The organism is Bacillus cereus group sp. BfR-BA-01383, from assembly GCF_022663495.1.
Classification (GTDB): domain Bacteria; phylum Bacillota; class Bacilli; order Bacillales; family Bacillaceae_G; genus Bacillus_A; species Bacillus_A cereus_AU.
Genome location: NZ_JAKUFP010000016.1, coordinates 57,524 through 79,005, shown reverse-complemented (window position 1 = coordinate 79,005; position 21,482 = coordinate 57,524). Strand labels below are relative to the sequence as shown.

Genomic DNA, 21,482 nt, shown 5'->3' with positions numbered 1-21,482 from the left:
TAGAGTTTCTATCATAAATAAATTATGGGCATCTAACCCAGCCTCACACCATGCTTTTGACAACAAACGCGTCTAAGGTAGAAATTTACTCTACCCACAGCACGACCGAGTGCCCCCATTGATAACGGTTAGGAGGCATCACCAAGTGGTTTTCTCTTTAAAAGAGACCGAATATTTTTCTTTGTCTTATTTTCTCGGGCTCTTCTCGATAAATCATTTTTCCACTTATTAGTTCATATGTATTTTCCTTGAAGTCGTACAATGTAGAACTCCCAAATGTTTTCTCTACTGTTTCATACGCAGCTTGCAAGTGAAAGGAGCGCGTTGTTGTGTTATGAGCATCTGATGATATGACATGTGTTAAATGATGCTCAATAAGTTGCAATGAAAACTTCTTGATTTTCTTTCCGAACTTTCCTGTGACGCTTCCTGCGGTAATTTGTGTTAGTGCCCCTTGATTGACGAGCTTATACAACACATCGGGGCGTTCAATAATTTCCATATTCCGTTCTGGATGAACAATAACCGGCGTGATCCCTTTCACACGTAATTCATATAACATTTTTTCTGCATAGCGCGGGACATGGTTTGTTGGAAATTCAATTAATATATATTTATCCGTACGATTCAATGTAACAATACGCCCCGAATCATAGTCTTCTAATAACTCTCCGTACAACCTGATTTCTTGACCAGGTAAAATGGTTAAATTGATATCCTCTTCTTTTAATCTTTCATTTAACTGCTTTACCTGATGAAGAATGCTTTCTGCTAGATTCATATAAACCCCATTTTGGTGATGAGGAGTAGCAACGATTGTATGAATTCCTTCTTCGCATGCTGCCTTTGCCATTGCAATGCTGTCTTCGATTGATTGTGCTCCATCATCGACATTAGGCAAGATATGACAATGTAAATCAATCATTCTATTTCATCCTCTCTCCACGTATTCTTCACATACTGAATATAAGAAGAAAAGATGAATGTTCACCTTTCCTTCTTTTGTATTTAGTTAGAACCGTAATAGTAATATTCGGATCCATTTTGTTCTTTATCGTTTAAGATAACGCCAAGTAATGTACCTTTTGCGCTATCTAATGATTGTTTTGCTTTAAGTGCCGCCTCTTTTTCTGTTACACCACTTCGAATAACAAGTACAGAAGCATCACATTGATTTGCCATAATTTGTGCATCTGTAACTGGTAAGATTGGTGATGTGTCAAAAATGACAAGGTCATACGTGCCAAAAGCTTCTGAAAGTAAATCTTTCATCGAGCTTGCACCCAGTAATTCCGCTGGATTTGGTGGGATTGGACCACATGGTAAAAATGTTAAATTACCGATTTTCGTTTGTGTCACACATGTTTCTAGTGTATTACTACGTGTTAATACACTTGTTAAGCCAAATATATTATCCACTTGCATCATTTGATGTAATGCTGGTTTACGTAAGTCTGCATCGATAAGTAATACTTTCTTGCCTTGTTGTGCGAAAACAATTGCAATATTAGCAGCCGTTGTTGTCTTTCCTTCACTTTGATTCGCAGATGTTACGATAAGAGAACGAATCTTCTTATCAACAGATGCAAATTCAATATTTGTTCGTATATTTCGGTATTGCTCTGACACAGATGATTTTGGTTGTTCATATGCAATCAGCTGACGGCGAGCACGTAATATTTTTTTCTTAAGAACCAATTGTATGACCCCCTACTCTCTTCGTTGCTGATAAACTACCGCTCTTTGTGCCATCTTCCTCCATATGAGAAACGACGCCAAGAACTGGTATACCAAGTTGTTTTTCAATATCTTCTTCTTTTTTCATCGTGTTATCTAAGTACTCTAGTAAGAATGCAATTCCAACAGAAGCCATTAATCCAACAACAAATGCAATTGCTACGTTCAGCATCTTATTTGGTTTAATTGGTGACTGTCCTTCTGTTACTTCTGCTTTTGATAAGATTGTTACGTTATCAACACTCATGATTTTTGCAATTTCACTCTTGAATACTTCCGCTGTTGTGTTTGCGATATCACGAGCTAGCTTTGCATCTTTATCTTGTACAGTAACAGCGATCACTTGTGAATCTTTCTCGTTTGCGACGTTAATTTTGCTATTTAAAGCCCCAGTTGACATGTTAAGCTTTAACTTTTCTTTCACTTGATCTAAAATAACTGGGCTTTTCACAATAACTTTATATGTATTTGTTAATTGAAGACTTGTTTGTACTTCACCAGGTTGAAAAACACCTTCTTGCTTCTTTTGATTAACAAGAATTTGCGTCGAAGTCTGATAAATCGGCGTTATAAAGTAGAAACTTACGATCGCGCTTACAAGTGCTGCACCAATCGTAATTACAAGGATCATAACTAATCGTTTTCTTAAAATAGCAAATAACTCTTTCAAACTTATTGTTTCTTCCATGCCTTCCTCCAGCTTTCAATAATTTGTTATAAAAACTTCTGAAAATAAATAAATTGTCAGGTTTTAGGCTGACAACAAAAATCTGGTATCTAGCCCTAAAGCTGTTTAGTGATAAATAACTATTTAACATATTACAGAACTTACATTAGTATAGCAAGAATTGTTGAGAAAATTGTTAGAGGAATTGACAAATATTATACTGCCGAATCTGACGAATTTCGACACGGTTTTTAATATATAGGTTTTCATTTGCTATATACTGTCGATATATGGGTATTATTAGTATTACTAGTGAATATACCATTGATTGATCTGTGTATTTATACTACCTTGTTTATAAAAATCTTACCATTATTAATTTTTCAACATCTTTTTCAGACTTTAGTTGATAAACTTTTTTTCGAAAGTCCCCTATATTTTTTAATCAAACGTTTGTTTAAGAGTAAGAGAACTTACCTATCAACAAATCCTCTTACCCTTCGTCCATTTCTTCATAATTCGCTTCAATAACAATAAAAAAGATGAATGACCATACTCTCTTCATTCATCTTCCAACGTAAAGTTATGTTAACAAATCTTTATTCTTTTTTATCACCAATTGCAAATGTGATTTCAGCTTCACAAGCGATTTCACCATTTACAGTTGCTACTGCTTTTCCTTTTCCAATCGGTCCACGGACACGTGTCATTTCGACTTCTAGGCGAAGTTGATCACCTGGGCGAACTTGACGTTTGAAGCGGCAGTTATCAATGCCAGCAAAGAATGCAAGGCGACCGCGATTTTCTTCCTTCTTCAGTACCGCAACAGCACCCACCTGCGCTAATGCTTCTACAATTAGAACACCTGGCATCACAGGATAATCTGGAAAGTGTCCATTAAAGTATTCCTCATTTGCCGTTACATTTTTAATCCCAACCGCATGCTTTCCTTCTTCTACTTCTAAAATTTGATCGACTAGTAGAAATGGATAACGATGTGGAATAATTTCTTTAATCTGTTGAATATCTAGCATATCATTCTCTCCTTATATACCAAATTGGTCATACCACCAACGCACTGTCCTTATTATCCCATTCTCCATTGTTTTTGTCACGAAAAACAAGAAATGCTTTCTACCCAAAATATCTATTAGGACTATTAAAAAAGATACACCCTTTTCCCTTCGCTAATCGGCATAACAAAATAATAGCAATTAACACGGAGGTTGGAAAAAGGTGTATATCAAAGTTAGGGAGAGGAAATATACATTATTTCCCTCATATGTCGTATTCATAACTCATTATAAAGGACAAAAATAAGAAAGAAAAATTTAATATTTACTCCTTTTTACCATCATACCCTTAATTTTCTACAAATTTCTGCAAATTTCTTCATTTTTCTTATATTATCTTAAATAGCATATCTAGAAATTAAGATTCGCAATCCAGAACACTATGCTTTATAAAAAAATAAATCTTCGTGGATTAGCCTTTAATAAAAATCCTATAAAATATCATCACAAAAGATACATTTACATTTTATATAAATATCCAATAATACATATAAATTCTTATAAATCTATTTAACGATATATAAAAATAGAATATAACTAATAAGAAATTGTTGCTTTCCCTTGTTTATCTGTTAAATAAGGCATTCCGGAGTATTTGAGAGAAAAATTCAAATGAAATAAAAAGAAATACTTATATAATATTCTTCACTATCTCTCTTTCATCTCCTCAAATCGTTTCCCTTCTTAATTACTTATATAAAATTAGTAGCAATTCAAAATACCAACAATTCATTAGGCACTACCTCTCATTAATCACTGACCATAAAAATGTCTACAAGGCGCTTCAAAATATATTATCACAACTACACTAATAAACCTTTATATACAAAAAACAGCGAGACCTCTAGTCCTAAGGACAAGGGGCCTCGCTGCTTTTTGTTATATGGTATAAATAAAATCAGGTTCCATGTTAAATTATAACACGAATATTTATACATGTATATAGATGGTATATTAATAAGACACACAAAGTATTTCTAATTTTTTTACTGGTCACACAATTAAATTAAGCTCATATTTCCATAAAAAGACCAGTACACAAATACCAATTATCCCCCAAACCATAAATAATCAAATTGTGTTACCGGCCCGAAAGAAATAAAGGCAGTGTATTCCTTAAATTTATAAAAAATAATTGTGACTAGTCATATTTAAATGTTTACCTTAGCCTGTTGTCCAAGTAGACTACTAAATAAACCACTTTCATCTTTTGCCAGTTGTGTGAAACTACCATGTTGAATAATTTGTCCTTGATCCATTACAATTACTTGGTCAGCTTTACGTATAGTAGATAGTCTATGTGCAATGACAATAATTGTCATGCTTCCTTTCAATCTTTCCAATGCTTCTTGTATTTTCGCTTCATTTTCAGCATCTAATGCACTTGTTGCCTCATCTAATACTAAAATAGAAGGCTTTCGAAGTATTGCTCTAGCCAGAACAAGACGTTGTCGTTCTCCCCCTGAAAGTTTGACTCCCCTATCGCCAATCAGTGTATCCAATCCTTGCGAGAGCCTGCTAACAAACTCAGCGGAAGCAGAAAATTCCAAAGCTTCCCAAAGCTGCTCCTCACTTGCATTTGGTTCAACCATTCTCAAATTGTCTCTTATACTGGCATTGAATAGAAATGGATCTTGAGGAACATAGCTAATAGATTTCCTCAATGATAATAGGTCCTTACTTGTCAACGGTTTGTTATCTATTAATAACTGACCGCTCTCCGGCTGCATAAGTCCCATTATGATATCAATTAATGTACTCTTTCCAGCACCGGAACGTCCTGAGATAGCTGTCATACAATTTGCAGGAATACGCAAATTAATATCTTTAAGTGAGTACACGGCATTTTCTTTATTGTAGCGGAAAGAGATATTTTGACACTCAATAGATTGTTCTATCTGCATAGGATTTATACAATCATTATCCTGCTCTATATCTTGCAATTCTATACTTTTCTTACACTCTGCCTGTAATTGCAGCAAATCTTTAAAAGCGGGAAGATTCGCTGCAATTTGTTCCATGTTTGATTGTATACCTGCAAATCGTGGCCACAAACGAGAAAATATAAGAATAATTAATAATAATTGCTCTGTTTTCGTCTGAAACAGCTGAACAGATAGAAAGATAAGAATAGCAATGAAAACAGCTGATGCAATTTTATAAAAGAGTTGAGAATTATTTCTCACCTTAACATATGCAAACTGTTCACGTTCCACATCTTCTACCCAATTACGTAACCACATATAACGAGATCGTTCTAGTGTATTGCTCTTAATATCCTTAATTCCATTAAAATGATCAGTTATACCTGAAAGATACGCTTTTGAATTCTCTGAGGTTCGACCACCTAATCTTTTTGATTTTTTAATAAATCTTCGTGAAAGAAAGGCAAGTACCACAGCGCAACATAGTAAAAAAATTGTTATATCTGCCGCTAACCAAAAAGCGAAACCAATCTGTATAAATGTAAACATTAAAGAAGTGAGCAACTGTAAAAATAAATTAGTGCCTGCGCTAACACGCCCTAATTCCGTTGTCAAAGAATTGATAAGATCTGATTTTCTCTTTTTCACAAAAAAACTCCAGTTGGCCTGCAACAATCCACGATAAGTTTCCAATCTCAAATGATTAATAAAACGTATCTGGATTTTCGCATTACGAACTGTTATATTCCTTTGCAAAAGCGCTTGTCCCACGACCAATATAATATATATTCCTAATACAAGTGGTAATCCTAAAGTAGTTGGAATCTCACCTAGGAATCCAAGAACCCCTGAAAGAGGACTTGTCTGTTCATTCATCTTCGCAATACCGCTAATACTTATCATAGGAATTAATAATAAAATGCCGATTCCTTCTACAAGACTGACTAATACCATTCCCATGAGATTAACAATGAGAATGTTTCCAGTAAAAGAGTATAACCGCTTTGTAAAATATAAAATATTTCTCATTTTCACTTCTCCTTACGGTACCTCATTTCCCTCCAAATCCATAAAACCGGTCGCAAAGGGAAATATAAAACATGCAGTTGTTTTGGCAGTGGTAAAGTTTCCACATCCTGAGGATAAGGATACAACCAACTAAGATGAAACAGTAGCTTTTGAGAGCTTGTCTTTAACAAATATAAATATCGCTCATGATATTTTGAAACTTCTTCTGGGACAGGATCTGTATGCAAGTTAATCATATTTTCCAAGTAATATATAGCAAGCTGCGCTAATTGCGTTACCCTTCTCCCTGACATTAATACTTTTGCCTCTTCCGCTATTATAAGAGTATCTAAAAGCTCAGAAGATAAAATAAGCGCCTGACCTACCAGTTGTTTGCATCCATATCTTTCCAACATAACAGTGAGTTCTTCCCAATCTATTTCTTTCCTTACCATACGGTCAATGTCCGTTAACCATCGAAGCCTGGACCAACCATGCCTAGTCCCATGAGTCACAAGAAACATAAACAAATCCTCTCTACCTAAAAAATAGACAGGATAATTTGTGACAGGACTCGTCCTCTTTCGCCCCCATAACTCATCGAAGTGTGGTTCCTTTCCCGGTCCTGGGTGTAGTCGCCAATGAATCTCCAATTTCACCTTACTTATCGGATGCATGTAAGTTGTATGGTGGCGTCTCCACTTCCATTCATTCATAACCGTCGGAAAATCATCCTCTTTGACATAACCATTCTTTACAAGTAATTCGTTCACTTTTCCAAGATCATCTATAGGAACAAGGGCATCCAGATCCCCTGATGTTCGAAGGGAAACATCTCCATATAGGTCTGTGCCAAGAATAGGGCCCTTCAAAAATAGAAGTTGAAGTTGGTTTTCAGCAAATAATTTACTTACTTTTCCCATTTCTCCACTTAAATGAAGCATATGGAATGTATTCCTTTTAAAATATGTACTTAATACTTGCACAACATTTGATGGAACTAACTGTTTATCAATAGATTTCATTTTTGGATAAATGAACGCGTACATGCGATGATGCAGCGCCAGTTTCAAAAATTTGTTCCAATCAATATTTATGAACCAGTCTCCCGGGATTTCTTGTATCTCTTTATCTTCCTTCTTTATAATTTCAAGTAACAATTTTAGTTCTTTAGGTAAATGACTCAAATCAAGATTACAACCGGTATACATCTCATTCTCCTTCAAGATTTTTTTACCCTATCCTTTTTGCAAATTTACCAACAACGGTAAATCTCTTCATTTCTTCTACGCCAGTAATATAAAAGGGCCCGCTACGTAACCACGCATGGGCAATCATATTTCCCGTCTCATCTTTCGCGGTCCCTAAGTAAAGGGTACTTTCAATTTGACGCTTCTCCAACATTTTCATTGCAGCGATAGCTTTAACGAGACACTGGCTTTCCCAAAATGTATAACGGCTCATCATATGCACTGCTTGAGAAATTTTCCTTAACGTAATCTTTTCCGATTCATCATAGCTTAAAGACGTTTCTGCCATATGAATTCCTAATATAGGAGCAGCTTTAGAAAACGGTATACTTTTAAGAATACGAGCCCAGCCTAAATAAAAGAAAGCTTCTATAAGTAATAATTTTGTTCCCATATCGAACGACAAGAAAGCTTTGGCTTTATTTATGATATTCATCGGTCCTACTCCTAATCTATTAAATCTGGAACGTTCAATTAAAAATCAAAGTTTTTCATCAACCGAGATTAACCCTTCTGCATACAAATGATTTAAGAAAGAGAGTACTTGTTCCTTACATTCTGCCTCTTCAATCATATATCGAGACAATAATATATCAATCACTTGATTGACAGATATTAATTCATTAATTAAACTCCAAATTTCACCACCTATACCTCCTAAGTTATAGTATTTCCCATTATGGATGCTCATCATCACTTTCTCCCCATCCATATCGCTCACTACATTTTCCTGACCTTGTACAACAAAACTGTGTAATGAAATTGTTTGTTTACTATTCATTATTTTTCCTCCTCTTTTAAAGACTCTAGAATTTTGGATACTAAATCATGTGCCGTAAACTTTGAAATAGGACGTCTCAATTGAAACATATCTATTTTGTTTACGATATTTGTTGAATGCATAAAATGCCATTCCATCATCCCCAATCGTGGGATTAATGAATTCCTATATGTATGACGTAGCAATGTGCGTAGTCTCTCCAGTCCTTCAATCTGCTGAAGTTCAACATCCCCATTTTCTACTTTCACTAATTCGAATACACCTGCCAATGGTAATGGTTCCTCGAAAAAGTTAGCTGTAACGGGGACAGCATATTTAGTTTCCCTTTCAAATAATGGCTGATAATTCGCTGTCTCCATTCCAAACTGATCAAGACTCTCTTTCCATAACTTTTGTTGCGGGTAAGATGGTGTAACAAAAGGAATATTATCCTCAGAAAGAGACACAGCAATTACATCATCACTTAAAAGCTCATAGCCTTTGCTTAAAAGGGCTGATGCAAGAGTTGATTTTCCAGCTCCTGATCTTCCTACAAAAGCATACGCCTTTCCATTGATGGCTATTACACTTCCATGCAGAGGGAGTATTTTTCTCTGCATCAACAATGCCCCCATACAAGTCCCAAGAATATAAAGCCGAATCTTATCTTGATCAGACCCTTTCATAGGTGAAACAATGATTTTTTCTCCATTTTTAATACAAAACGTAGCAGTTTCGGGGATTTGAAACATAATTAATTCTTCTTCAACTACAAACACTGACTTCGGAGAAGATAACTCTCCCCATAATTGGGACAAATCTGCAGTTTCTATTTTTACGTCTACTTCATTTTCGTAATTACTTACTTGAGGCAATTCCGGCAGGGGAATCTCACTTAATAGGGCTAATCCGAAGGCTTTGTAAATCTCTTTCTTTACAGTATGTATCATCTTTCTCACTCCAAATAGTTGAAAAATTGATTAAAAAAAACCCTTATACCGTAATTAAACTATATAAGGGCTGTAAAGCATATAAATCTCATTTAAATATTAGTGCATTAGCTGTGGTGAAGAGCGCCTTGCTCATCCTCATCTTCAAAAACTTGGTCAACAAGTCTCTTTCCAGGTCCAGCCATTGTCATGTTGATATCAAGTACTTCTAATACTGGTGATTGCCATTCTTGTTTCATAATTTCACCCCCTTTCAAATATATTTTTTGATAAATCGATAGACAATAAGACTACGCATTAAAATTCTAAAATCTGGATCAAACACGTATTCTACTCGTGGTTCTCCTTGAATTTTCAAAATCGCGCTCTTAATAATCTCCATATTAAAAAAGTTAGAGGCCACTGGGTCTTTACTAAGCTGCTGAAGTTCCTCGATAAACATTTTCCATGAAGGAATCATGCGATGAACCACATCAGCTGCCTGTATTCCCCGCACACGCTGATTTAACCTTACTTTGTCAGGAAGAAATCCTTTTGTGGACCTCCGGACAAGTGCACGATTTAAGCCATTTTGAACAAATTGTTCGAGTGGTAACGATAAACAGAATCGAATTACCCGTAAGTCATTCGTTGGATCATGCCCTTGTAAACCATAACGCAAGGAGAGCTTTGTTCCACTTGTACCCGTTGTATTCCACAAGTTTAGCTGTTCAAAATGTTTCTGCCTTATTTCATATATATTTGGGATAGAGGCCCCTGTTACTTTCACACCATGTTCTTCAAGCTTTCTAAATACATCAGTACGTTTGGCAAGTTCTGGACTAACTAACGTTGGCAGTTCGTATTGCTGTTCTGAGGAAAACATGTTTTTTATCGATGGAAATGCTTTCTCCCCTACAACTTTCAGTATTCTCGATTTTTTGACCCCAACGTTCTTACCATACAAATCAATTTCACGATAAAGCTGCAACCAGCTGAACTTTTTAAGTAAAATCGCATAATAATCTAAAGCTGGCCCCCAAGAGATTGTGAAATTTCCTCTCGCTCCATTTAAGAGCACCCCAATCCCTTGTTGTTGAGCTTTTTCATAAATTCCTTTCACCCAGACAGAATTTTCGAAAAATTTATATGGCATCTCCATAATCTCAAGCCAATCATCAATTTCTGAGAAAGAATTTTCTCCCGGAAAATTCAAATAATTCCCTTTAATATTCCCTACATGTTGTACTGTAGTTTGAATAAATGGCTTTTCATCAGCAATCGTATGACCACGAGTCCAATCAGTAAACCCTTCCGCAGGTACCGAGCTGAATGTATATAATTTTTTGTTCTCTTTTTGCAGGGCTCTCGCAGCAAAGCTAGCAACAGCTCCTGAATCTAATCCCCCACTTAAATGAGAACCAACATTACGATGAGTACGTAACCTTGATGTTACTGCGCTTTCAAATACGTCCCTGAACGCCTCTTCATAATCTTCATTTGATTTGAGTTGCAACTGCTCCTCTACAAATAACGTGTCGTATTTCGCAATACTAACTCTTCCCTTAACTACGGAGATAGTATGAGAAGGCGGGACTTGCTCTATATTTTTATGCACTGTTGAAAATGCATCTATTGTATCAAGCATATTAGGTATCGCTAAATATTCAGCTAACCATTGCTCATTCAATTCCTTCCCAACGTACGGTAAAGAAAACAGCGGTTTTATGCTAGTACAAAAAGCAAATTGATTTTGATTGCGGTAAAAGTAAAAAGTCCGACTTCCTGAAAAATCACGTGCACCAAAGAGCAATTGCTTTCTCTCATCCCAAATCATAAAAGCAAAATCACCAATTAGATACTTTGGTACATGCTCTCCCCACTTTTGATAAGCGAGTAAAATCAACTTACTATCAGGCATCTCTCTTCTATGTACCTTGTCTACTTGCAATCTATCGAATAATTCATTGCGATTATCAATAATAGCATCAGCAGTTATAACCAACTGTGTTTCATAATCATAGTAGGGTAATTGTTCATTAATAGATTCAGATGTTATCCATTTTGCATGGGAGCCAAAAAAAATATTTTCCTTGTGCCATATATCGGTATTGTCACCTGGATAACGAGATAAATCTTTCATGATTCCAATCCTATGTTCAGGCGGTATCGGTTCTCCATTTAAATGATAAATTCCGGTTATTGCACTCATTTTTTCCTCCCACTACGAGACAATTAAGGGAAAACCCGATGGATAAGTAAATTACTAGATATATCAAAAAAATGTTATTAATATACTAGAAAACCATTTCCTCGAACTACCTCGTTTACGCATAACAGATTTTAAAACCCAATTTTATAGCCTTAAATCTTTTTCAGTTGAAGTATTCAAGCTTCCAGGCTACCTATCCTATTGTAAACCCTTGCATTTTAATTTTCTCAAAAAAGAACAAAGGTGTGATTTTCTTAATTCGAATCAAAATATTACCATCTGAATTTTATATAAATAAAAATCACTGAATTTAATATATCGATAAAACGTTTATATTCTTTATAAAGAATATAAACTCAGATTACCATTTCACTATTAAATTGTCAAGTATCTATATACTCAAGAAAGTGAATATTTATGTATCTTTTTTAGTAACTGTAAGAACAAATAATACAGTACAACTTTAATCGGTAGGAGGCTTTACATCCCTACCGACTATTAATCTCATCAATCGAGCTTTTACGAACATTCCATCTATCTTCTAAGTTTCCCTAAAATCTTAAGGTAGTGCTCTTAATGCTCATAAATAGCAGGATAAACGTTATATCTTACAAATACACAGGAGAATTTTCATCTTTTTATATTTTTAAAATTTCTGTGCTATGATATTTTATATAATTTATTATTAACCCACTAATTAAAGTTGATTTTTCACTTGTTATGTTCTCTATTACTTTATTCTCCTGCTTCTTTAATCGAAACAGGAGAATAACCTTTTTATATTTATACCATTTTCACAAAGGGGATGATATAATATGCGTTTACCACTAATAAAAAATACCATTCGCATTTACCACAAGATTATGTACGCTTACTATTTCACTCTTTATAGGGATTGCCGTGACTTTCATTCAAAGAAAATTTTTTTCAGTAAAATGAGATTTCACAAAAACAGCACTGAATGAGATATTAAATCCTCCTAGTTCATTAACACCCTTCTTAATTAAAGCTGTTTCTATTTTTTATCTTTACATACCAGCACTTACCATCAATATATTCTTAATACATGTAATAACTCTTGTCTGATCTTTTTCTGTCATACCTGATCCAGACGGAAGACATACGCCTGTTGCAAATAATTTTCTAGAAACATCCTCACTCTCACTATGCGGATAATACATTACATCTTCAAATAAAGGTTGCATATGAAGAGGCTTCCAAACAGGACGCGCCTCAATGTTTTCATTTTCCAGTTGTTTCAGTAATGCCTGAATCGGTACTCCTGTTTTTTCTTCATCTACAGTAAGAACTGTAAGCCACCGGTTTGAATAAGTATCCTCTAACTCAGGCATAAACTGTATCCCTGGAATATGAGATAATTCTTGATAATATCTATCAAATATTCGTCTTCTTGCATGTACTCTCTCTTGTAAGACCTGCAGCTGTGCTCTACCTACACCTGCTAAAATATTACTCATACGATAATTATATCCAACCTCACTATGTTGGTAGTGTGGAGCCGGATCTCTTGCTTGAGTAGCTAAAAATCTTGCTTTTCTCAATGCTTCGACATCATTTGAAACAAGCATGCCTCCACCTGAAGTTGTAATGATTTTATTGCCGTTAAACGAATAAATACCAAATTTTCCGAATGTCCCGCTTTCTTTACCTTTATAGGAAGAACCGAGCGATTCTGCCGCATCTTCTATCACTGGGATATCATATTCATTACATAACGAAAGAATTTCATCCATTTTAGCGCTTTGTCCATATAAATTTACAACAATGACAGCTTTCGGAAGTATTCCTTTCTCATTTGCATCACGTAATGCACGTTCTAAAGCTTGTGGCGACATATTCCACGTTTCAAGCTCAGAATCAATAAATACTGGTTTAGCCCCTAAATATAAAATTGGATTTGCGCTCGCTATAAAAGTAAGACTTGAACAAAACACCGTATCTCCATCATTTACATCCAGTAAGCGAAGTGCCAAATGGATAGCAGAGGTTCCTGAACTAACTGCAGCCGCATCAAGAACTCCAACATGGGATGAAAGTTCACTTTCAAACGCATCTACATTTGGACCAAGTGGAGCAATCCAATTCATATCAAATGCTTCCCCTATATATTTTTGTTCATTACCGCTCATATGTGGAGCGGAGAGATAGATTCTTGTTTTTTCCTGTGAGTATACCACTTTAAACACTCTCCTATAATTCTTTTTTTATTACTCTAGCTGGAATGCCAACTGCCTTACAATTCGCTACAATGTCACAGATCACTGTTGCTCCGGCACCGATAACGGACCAATCGCCAATTGTAATATTTGGAATCACATTAACTCCTGCTCCTATATGTACTCCTGTTCCTACAGTAACGGATCCTGTAAGCACTGCATTGGGGGAAATATGTGCAAAATCATTTACCTTATTATCATGTTCAATAATAGCGCCTGAATTGACAATAACGTGATTCCCAACTTCAACATCTGCATTAACAATTGCACCTGGCATAATAACCGTACCAGCTCCAATCTTTGCACTTAAACTAACAATAGATTGTTTATGTATAAGAGTCGCATAGCGATGACTGGGAATCTCTAACTGCTCCATAATTATCTTTCTTGTTCTGTTATTCCCTATAGCTATCACAAACTTTGTATCTACATGCTCATCCATTAACTTTACAGCTGCAGAAATAGGTCCAAAATAAACACCATCCTCAATTTTTAACTCTTTATACACATCATCTAATTGCGCAATGATTTCATAATTTCCATATGATAGGATAATATCTCGGATTACTTTACTATGACCACCTGCCCCAATCATAATTATTCGCATCCATCTCACCTCCTCAAGAATTCTTTGTACCATTAAATTTTTCCACAGTTACATGCCCAACCTGATTGATTCCTTCTGACTTAAATACTTTCTTTGCCGTTAACAACAAAATTTTCATATCAAGCCAAAAAGTCCGTTTTTTTGCATACCATACATCAAAATCAAATTTTTCCTCCCAAGAAATCGCGTTTCTGCCATTTACTTGGGCCCATCCCGTAATCCCTGGTCTGACATTATGTCGCTTGGCCTGCTCTTCTGTGTATAGTTCCAAATACTCCATCAATAACGGTCTTGGACCTACCAAACTTAAGTCCCCTTTTATAACATTAAACAACTGTGGCAATTCATCTAAACTATATTTTCTCAGAAACCCTCCGAAACGGGTAAACCTTACATCATCGGGCAACACATTCCCCTCACTATCCTTCTCGTCAGTCATAGTTCTAAACTTATAAAGAAAAAAAGGGACACCATGCAATCCCGGGCGTTGCTGCTTAAATATGATAGGGGAACCCAACTTAATTCTAACTAAAACAGCCACTATTATAATAAGAGGTAAAAGAAACACCAATAATGACAAAGAAACGAACAAATCGAAAAGTCTTTTCATATATAATCATACTCCTAATTTGGTTTATGTATTAACCTCTACTCCATAACTGCCTAAAACTTCTATCTTCATAAAAAGCAGTCCCATTCATAGTTGAAAAATAACGAATTGATTTACTTTTTTATTTAAGGACATGTCATGCAAAATATTTAATTAAAATACTCAGTAATAAGAACACCACCATATTCAACAGAACATAGTGGTGTTTCATTTCTAAAAGATTCTTAATACTTTCCTTTTATTTACTTGCTCTTACTTTAAAGCATTATAATTTTGTGTCAATTCATTAGGCGCTGGTGTTCGATGGATTGGGTCAGTAACGGGATTATAGAAATGTAGATTTCAAATTAAAAAGTGCCCTTTTTATTTGACTGAATTTTCACCCTCAGGTTTCCCATTATACTTTTAACAACTCCAAATAAATACTTAAATTCATCTGTCTTATAAAAAACAAATACATAAATAGCATTTGGAATTATTAAACAAATCATCCCTCTTAATATTAATTCTAGTAATCCATTATACGGAATAAGACCACATATTAAACTTGTGATAACACAAGCTCCTAGCCCTATCATCACATAGTAAGTATATTTTAAAAAATAATCCCTAACCGGTTTACGGAATACTTTCTTATATACTAAATAAGGAGCAATCCAAAATGGAACCACTAGTGTACTTATAAGTGTTCCAATAAAAACACCTGTTATGCCCATATATTGCACCAAGACAATAGAAGCCACCAGATTCACGGCAGCCTCTAAAAAGGGCGCATACCTATCTTCATGAAAAATCCCTGATGTTGTTTTGACCATAGATATAGAACGTCTCATTCCTGATACATAAAAATTTATCATTAATATAATTAATACACTTATATCCATAATAAATTTCGAACCAATCCATAAAGTAATAAAGGGTTGTATTATAATATATAAAAATATGGAAAAAAATGAGTATATCCAAAAATTACAAAGCATAGTAATCTTAAATATGCTATAAATTTTTTCATCGCTTTCTTTTGCAACCAAATTCCCTACACTATGATTAATATTATCAAAGATCTGATTTATAAAGGTTCTACAAATATTAATTAACATATAATAATTTGAATACAATCCAACAGCTGTAACACTGACAAAAGACGCAATTAACATGTTATCAGTACCAAAGACAATATATCCTCCTATATTATGTAGCACTAAAGCCTTTACATTTTTAACAATATTATTTTTGGTTTCACTATCTAATTTGCTTGCTGCTTTATTTTTTAAAAATGGGTACATCTTATCTACCAATATAGCCAAGAACGCAGAGGTACTGATTGTTATAATAATATCGATTATTAGATATAAAATATAACTATGCGTAAAGTATAAAATTCCTATTTTAATGCAAGTAGATATAATAGATGAGATAGAATAAATCCCTGTAACAATATATCCCTTTTGACAAACATTTAAAAATGAGGTTTTATAAGAAAATAGATAAGATGAAGCTGTATTAATTAAGAATATAATATAAATAAAATGAATATTGTCTACCTTTGCATCTTTAGCGATATATCCAAGAAAAGGTAACAAAAGTAATCCTAGTAACAATACTATTAAAGCTATTGCCATATATGCCTTTCTATAAAAATTCATAAGCATATTGATTCTATCCTGATTATTTTCTGCCACTGGTTTATATAGATTATATATGATAGCAGATCCTATTCCTGCTTCAGCTAAAGATAACATTCCTAATATATTAGTAAATAATCCATTTACCCCCAGATACTCAACACCTAAATAAGTAATAAATATGGTTCTGGAAGCAAAACTTAGTAACGTAATAATAACTTGACTACCTATACCGGCTGATATATTAATTATTGAATTTTTAACTCTCATTTTTCCTCCTACTTCAGAAAGTATGAAAACACTTTCAACCCAAGAGTATTACCTAATTTCTCTTTTATATGCTGCAACTATTAAAGGGTACACTTTAAACTTTATTGCTAAATAATATATATACTCCTTAAAGTTATTGCATCGATATGAAAAACCAATTCCTTTTACACTATCTGAGAACATTTCATAATTCACTATTCTACGAAAAGCATTATTAACATCCACATTAGGATCGCTTTTTAAATTATTAATCAACAGTCTATATATGTGATTTATATAATAATTAGCCATATCTTTTTTAAATTGCTTATCGTGTAGTAAACCAAATTCTTGTGAAAGTTGTCTTCTCATTTGATATTGTAAAACTAAACTGTTCTCTAAATTTGGTTTATACGGAACCCTCATTAAGCTATTTGGATTATTAATAGTATAAAAATAAAGAACTTCTGAGACTGCACATACCCTTTGTGAGTGCAATAAAAACTCTAAATTAAAAATAACATCTTCTCCAATAAACACTTGTTCATTAAATCTGATGTTTTTTTCTTTTATAATGCTTAAATTGTATATATACCTCCATGCAAAGCATAGATCATTCTTGGAATGAACATTTGGAGAGCTCAGTACAAAATCTCTCCCGTTCATAACGGTATCTAATTTGAAGTTAGGAATAATACTATTATTATTCGGAATAGTTTTGTATCCACATATTACAGTATCACACTTTTCATCTTCCGCAATACCATATAACCTAGTAAAATAGTTTTCACTTACCTCATCATCGGGATCTATAAATACTATATACTTCCCTGTAGCAGCTTCGATTCCTGCATTCCTTGCGCTACTCACTCCTCCATTTTCTTTATAGATTACTTTAATTCTATTATCCTTTTCTAAATATTCTTCACATATTTCACCACATTTATCTGTTGAACCATCATTGACTAGAACTAATTCAATATTGACGAAAGGCTGTTTTAAAACACTTTCAATACATCTAGCTAACCATTTTTCCACATTATATATGGGAACAATAACACTTATTAATTCATGCAATCCTTTCACCTCTACATTACTTACATAAGTTAAACCCTCATGCCTATCTTATTACATCTTTAATTTCACTTAAATATTTCTCATCTTGAATATCGCCCACATTTTGTCCAGCACCTGCTTCACATACGTACTTATTTTCAATTTTGATTTTAGTTTTTGCTTGTCTTAAAAACCATTCGTATTCAATATCCACATGCCCTATATCAATTGCTTGATATCCCTCTTTATACAAATCATATGCTAATATAGTAGCAGTAGGACCTATTGCTAATAGAATCAATTTAGATTTATTATTTTTTTTTGCTGCTTTTAAGATTTTATTGTAATGTAAGAATGCGTGCTCCTCTGGTACTAAAATCCTTTCAATTGATTTAGCATTGTCAAACAGATCATTTCCAATACCTAATCTACTCTTACTGCCTTCTATTAAAACTATATCCCTATCTTTCCATATTAATTTTAATAATATAAACCATTCTTTACATTTTGACTTATCTCGAAAGGGATAATAGAATCTCGATATAAAGGAATTATAATATGTTTTTCCCTTCTTCAAGTCTTTATACCACTTTAGTCTATATTTTGCAGTATGAAGACTCCAATAATCCTTTGGTTCATCTGCATATTTTGATAAATCTTGAAAAACATCCGGTAAACAAACTAAGAACTTCTCATCTTCACTTAGCAATATTTCTTTTAATCTTTTTGATAACAAATGATCAGCCCGTTGAAATGTTATATCTAGATTATGAATTAATTTAAATTCACCATCACCATACCTGGCTACGGAAGCTTTATCATGAATAATTTTTTTTAAAGTTTCATCTATAGATTGAATTCTAGGGGGCTTGAAAAAGCACTTCGTGAATCGATCTTTTATGATAGTTAATCGATTCAAACTCTGAATTTTCATATCGATCAATTTATTCCAAATAAAAACTAACATACTTTTTATTTGCACCATACCAAGCTCCTTTCTAATACTTTTCTCGATAGAGCATTAGATTATCTTTCCTCTTTTTCTTAAGAAAATTACTCTTATCCCTCTATTCACATCTTACATAATATTTATTCTTATTATTTCCCAATTTTTCAACTAGCCTTTTTTCTCAACGAAACATCGCCTCTAGAATTTTTAGTGGCAAGTTTCCGGCCTATTTTTATTGATGGAATTTCAATAAATTTATAACATACGACCGACACAACCATAGTAAATAAGAAAGAAATTAATAAAATTAAAGGCACTGATATCTTTCCATAGAAAATATGAACTGTTGTTAATAGAACAATTGGATGTACTAAATAAAGACTATATGATATTTCCCCTATAAATTGTACTGGTTTAATCAGTAATAATTTAGAAAATAGTTTTGAACTTAGAGCGGATAGAATAATTAAAACTGCACCAAAACATATATACCAATCGATGATAATAAGATACAACTCATAATCAATTTCACCAATTAGTTTGGAAAGTAACATAAATGGGATACGTGGATAGCTAAAAAATAAAAGACCTAAAGGCAATAATATATATTTTACTTTTGAATTAATAATTTTACTCACTAAATATTCTCTGTTTTTGGCTAGTAATGCACCAATAATAAACATTGAGCTATAATGTAATGTGATAAAGTAATTGGTGGATACTGGAATATTAAATTCACTTGGAATGTTCTTCATTAATAAATAACCAATAACTGATAAAAACATCGCTATCCCAATACTTACTTTCCAGTTTACTTTAAGTAAAAGAAAAATAATTAAAGGAAACACTATGGAAATTCGCATCTCGTGAACTAATGACCAAATCACCATAATAAACGCATCAGAATTAAATTCTCTCAAGAATAAAATATGATCCATTACTCTATTAAAAGAAACTTCTATGTTCCATGAACCCCATTGTACCAGACCAGGAATGGTACCAATTTTAGAATGAATCCCCAATTTAATTCCTATTGCAATAAAAAGAATTACAATATAAGGAATGTAAATCCTACAAACTCTTTTAATAAGATACTTTGAATAATTAAATTCCGTCCCTTTATAAAAAGGCAAAGATAGAACAAATCCACTTAACACAAAAAATATAATCACAGCCGAATGACCTTGCCATAATATAGAAAAATAGGCCCCATATGTTGAATACATTACCTTTTTACCTAATATCGGAAATAATGCTAAGAAGTGTCCTAATAGAACAATGATTGCAGCAATACCCCGAAGGGAATCCAATTCTTTATAACGTCTCGTCATAATTCTTCCCTCTGTTCTAAAATAAAATTTATTAATCTAACCATTAAAATTTAGTCATCCTTATCAGGATGACTAAATTTTATAATTATTACGTAAATTAATTAATCTAATACAAAACCCTTGTGTGAATGGCAATATATCGAATAACGTAGAATATACACCTATATCCTTCGTATCACCTTGAGAGAAGTCGACCGCTCCGTTTCTTCTTGTCACTCCCATCAAATAACCGATAGCTTTATCTGCACTTTCCAAACATTCCTTTGAAATATCTTCTATCTTTGCTGCATTCAACATAAACCACCCCAGTGTGGATGTAGCGGAGGAATCTGGCCCGCATTCATTCCTGGTTACAGTCCAATTCCAATTGCCTTGTTGTTGAAATTTCATCGTAGCTTTTGCAAATTTACGTACACTTTCTTCTAATACAGGTTTATAGCTGTTGTTTTCCGGTAATTCATTCCACGTATCTATAAGACCTATAGCAAACCATCCAAGACCTCTTCCCCAGCCATATAAACCTAGAGGAACTTTATCTTCTAATCTATAAGCATGACATGGTATATGACTTAAGTTTAACATTCCATATGTTTCATATTCTTTAATCTGCTTTACAGCCAAATCTATACACTCACTTTTGTTATACCTAATGCCGTAAGTCACTAAGAATGGACATATGAAACCAATGGTATCTACGTATCGATACCCCTTCATAAACTTTCTATATCCTATCGTACCATCCTCACCTATATGCTCTTGTATCATTTCCCAAGTAGCATCCAAGGCTTTTTTATATTTATCTATATCCTCAAAATCCAGCTTCATGATCGCATAAGCAAGTATTGCTCCATCTACATACTGAGGTTTGTGCACCCACTGACCATTATGATCAAATTTAGAGTTCAAAAACTTCGTAATTTCATGTTTCACTGCTTTGTCATCGTTATATTTCAGGTATTCAGACAACCCTAATAGTAAAGATGCTTCTTGCCAATGCTGTATAGCACTTTTCGTATAATTTCCTTTCAACATATCAATTGCTATTAATCTTGTGTTATCAGTTACCTTAATCTTTGGTGTTTTATTTAGCCACTTAACACCTATATGAGTGATTGACTGATTCCATAAGCTTTTATCCGTATATCTCCCTATTTTTATTCTTCCCAACCAATTCATTCCTATAGGAATGAAATCAATCACTACAATAATTGCGATTACAGCAAGTAACACAAAGCACGCTGCCTGTATAACCATATA

The 21,482-nt window shown here is 33.7% G+C and carries 19 protein-coding genes; all 19 read right to left on the bottom strand.

Annotated elements, in window-relative coordinates:
* Positions 1-157: 157 nt before the first annotated feature.
* The 19 genes from MR065_RS16165 to MR065_RS16075 all read right to left on the bottom strand — a co-directional run bounded on the left by MR065_RS16165 (position 158) and on the right by MR065_RS16075 (position 21,479).
* A complete protein-coding gene (locus MR065_RS16165; protein ID WP_071743883.1) occupies positions 158-925 on the bottom strand; it encodes a tyrosine-protein phosphatase in 768 nt (255 codons plus the stop codon).
* 83 nt (positions 926-1,008) lie between these two features.
* Positions 1,009-1,698: a CpsD/CapB family tyrosine-protein kinase gene (locus tag MR065_RS16160; RefSeq protein ID WP_071743882.1), complete on the bottom strand. Its 690-nt coding sequence runs from the start codon at positions 1,696-1,698 to the stop codon at positions 1,009-1,011.
* Positions 1,688-2,425 carry a YveK family protein gene (locus MR065_RS16155; RefSeq protein ID WP_242214361.1) on the bottom strand — a complete coding sequence of 246 codons (738 nt, stop codon included), beginning with the start codon at positions 2,423-2,425 and terminating at the stop codon, positions 1,688-1,690. Before MR065_RS16155 ends, MR065_RS16160 begins: the two co-directional genes overlap by 11 nt.
* Positions 2,426-3,003: 578 nt before the next feature.
* A complete protein-coding gene (gene fabZ / locus MR065_RS16150) occupies positions 3,004-3,438 on the bottom strand; it encodes a 3-hydroxyacyl-ACP dehydratase FabZ (RefSeq protein ID WP_242214360.1) in 435 nt (144 codons plus the stop codon).
* 1,190 nt (positions 3,439-4,628) lie between these two features.
* The gene (locus MR065_RS16145) at positions 4,629-6,431 is read right to left on the bottom strand and encodes an ABC transporter ATP-binding protein (RefSeq protein ID WP_242214359.1); all 1,803 of its coding nucleotides are present in this window, start codon (positions 6,429-6,431) and stop codon (positions 4,629-4,631) included.
* Positions 6,432-6,433: 2 nt separating this feature from the next.
* Complete coding sequence (locus MR065_RS16140) at positions 6,434-7,621, bottom strand: nucleotidyltransferase domain-containing protein (RefSeq protein ID WP_242214358.1); 1,188 nt, start codon at positions 7,619-7,621, stop codon at positions 6,434-6,436.
* A gap of 22 nt (positions 7,622-7,643) precedes the next feature.
* The gene (locus MR065_RS16135; protein WP_001021513.1) at positions 7,644-8,096 is read right to left on the bottom strand and encodes a lasso peptide biosynthesis B2 protein; all 453 of its coding nucleotides are present in this window, start codon (positions 8,094-8,096) and stop codon (positions 7,644-7,646) included.
* 45 nt (positions 8,097-8,141) lie between these two features.
* Positions 8,142-8,441 (bottom strand): lasso peptide biosynthesis PqqD family chaperone, encoded by a 300-nt coding sequence (locus MR065_RS16130; RefSeq protein ID WP_016130930.1) that lies wholly within the window; start codon positions 8,439-8,441, stop codon positions 8,142-8,144.
* On the bottom strand, positions 8,441-9,370 hold the full coding sequence (locus MR065_RS16125) for an aldolase (protein WP_242214357.1): 930 nt from the start codon (positions 9,368-9,370) through the stop codon (positions 8,441-8,443). Before MR065_RS16125 ends, MR065_RS16130 begins: the two co-directional genes overlap by 1 nt.
* Before the next feature lie 107 nt (positions 9,371-9,477).
* Positions 9,478-9,609, bottom strand: coding sequence for a paeninodin family lasso peptide (locus tag MR065_RS16120; protein WP_000808480.1), 132 nt, complete (start codon positions 9,607-9,609; stop codon positions 9,478-9,480).
* A 14-nt stretch (positions 9,610-9,623) separates the two neighbouring features.
* Positions 9,624-11,561: a lasso peptide isopeptide bond-forming cyclase gene (locus MR065_RS16115; RefSeq protein WP_071769864.1), complete on the bottom strand. Its 1,938-nt coding sequence runs from the start codon at positions 11,559-11,561 to the stop codon at positions 9,624-9,626.
* 1,028 nt (positions 11,562-12,589) lie between these two features.
* Entirely contained in the window at positions 12,590-13,759 is a 1,170-nt protein-coding gene (locus tag MR065_RS16110; RefSeq protein ID WP_313895164.1) for a DegT/DnrJ/EryC1/StrS family aminotransferase, read from the bottom strand.
* A gap of 13 nt (positions 13,760-13,772) precedes the next feature.
* Positions 13,773-14,405, bottom strand: a complete 633-nt coding sequence (locus MR065_RS16105; protein WP_242214356.1) for an acetyltransferase — start codon at positions 14,403-14,405, stop codon at positions 13,773-13,775.
* A 13-nt stretch (positions 14,406-14,418) separates the two neighbouring features.
* On the bottom strand, positions 14,419-15,015 hold the full coding sequence (locus MR065_RS16100; RefSeq protein ID WP_107887177.1) for a sugar transferase: 597 nt from the start codon (positions 15,013-15,015) through the stop codon (positions 14,419-14,421).
* 347 nt (positions 15,016-15,362) lie between these two features.
* Positions 15,363-16,910 carry a lipopolysaccharide biosynthesis protein gene (locus MR065_RS16095; protein WP_242214355.1) on the bottom strand — a complete coding sequence of 516 codons (1,548 nt, stop codon included), beginning with the start codon at positions 16,908-16,910 and terminating at the stop codon, positions 15,363-15,365.
* A 48-nt stretch (positions 16,911-16,958) separates the two neighbouring features.
* Complete coding sequence (locus MR065_RS16090) at positions 16,959-17,966, bottom strand: glycosyltransferase (protein ID WP_277927433.1); 1,008 nt, start codon at positions 17,964-17,966, stop codon at positions 16,959-16,961.
* A 43-nt stretch (positions 17,967-18,009) separates the two neighbouring features.
* Complete coding sequence (locus MR065_RS16085) at positions 18,010-18,930, bottom strand: SP_1767 family glycosyltransferase (RefSeq protein ID WP_242214353.1); 921 nt, start codon at positions 18,928-18,930, stop codon at positions 18,010-18,012.
* A 128-nt stretch (positions 18,931-19,058) separates the two neighbouring features.
* A complete protein-coding gene (locus tag MR065_RS16080; RefSeq protein ID WP_242214352.1) occupies positions 19,059-20,225 on the bottom strand; it encodes an acyltransferase family protein in 1,167 nt (388 codons plus the stop codon).
* A gap of 72 nt (positions 20,226-20,297) precedes the next feature.
* Positions 20,298-21,479 (bottom strand): glycoside hydrolase family 88 protein, encoded by a 1,182-nt coding sequence (locus tag MR065_RS16075; protein ID WP_242214351.1) that lies wholly within the window; start codon positions 21,477-21,479, stop codon positions 20,298-20,300.
* Between the last annotated feature and the right edge of the window lie 3 nt (positions 21,480-21,482).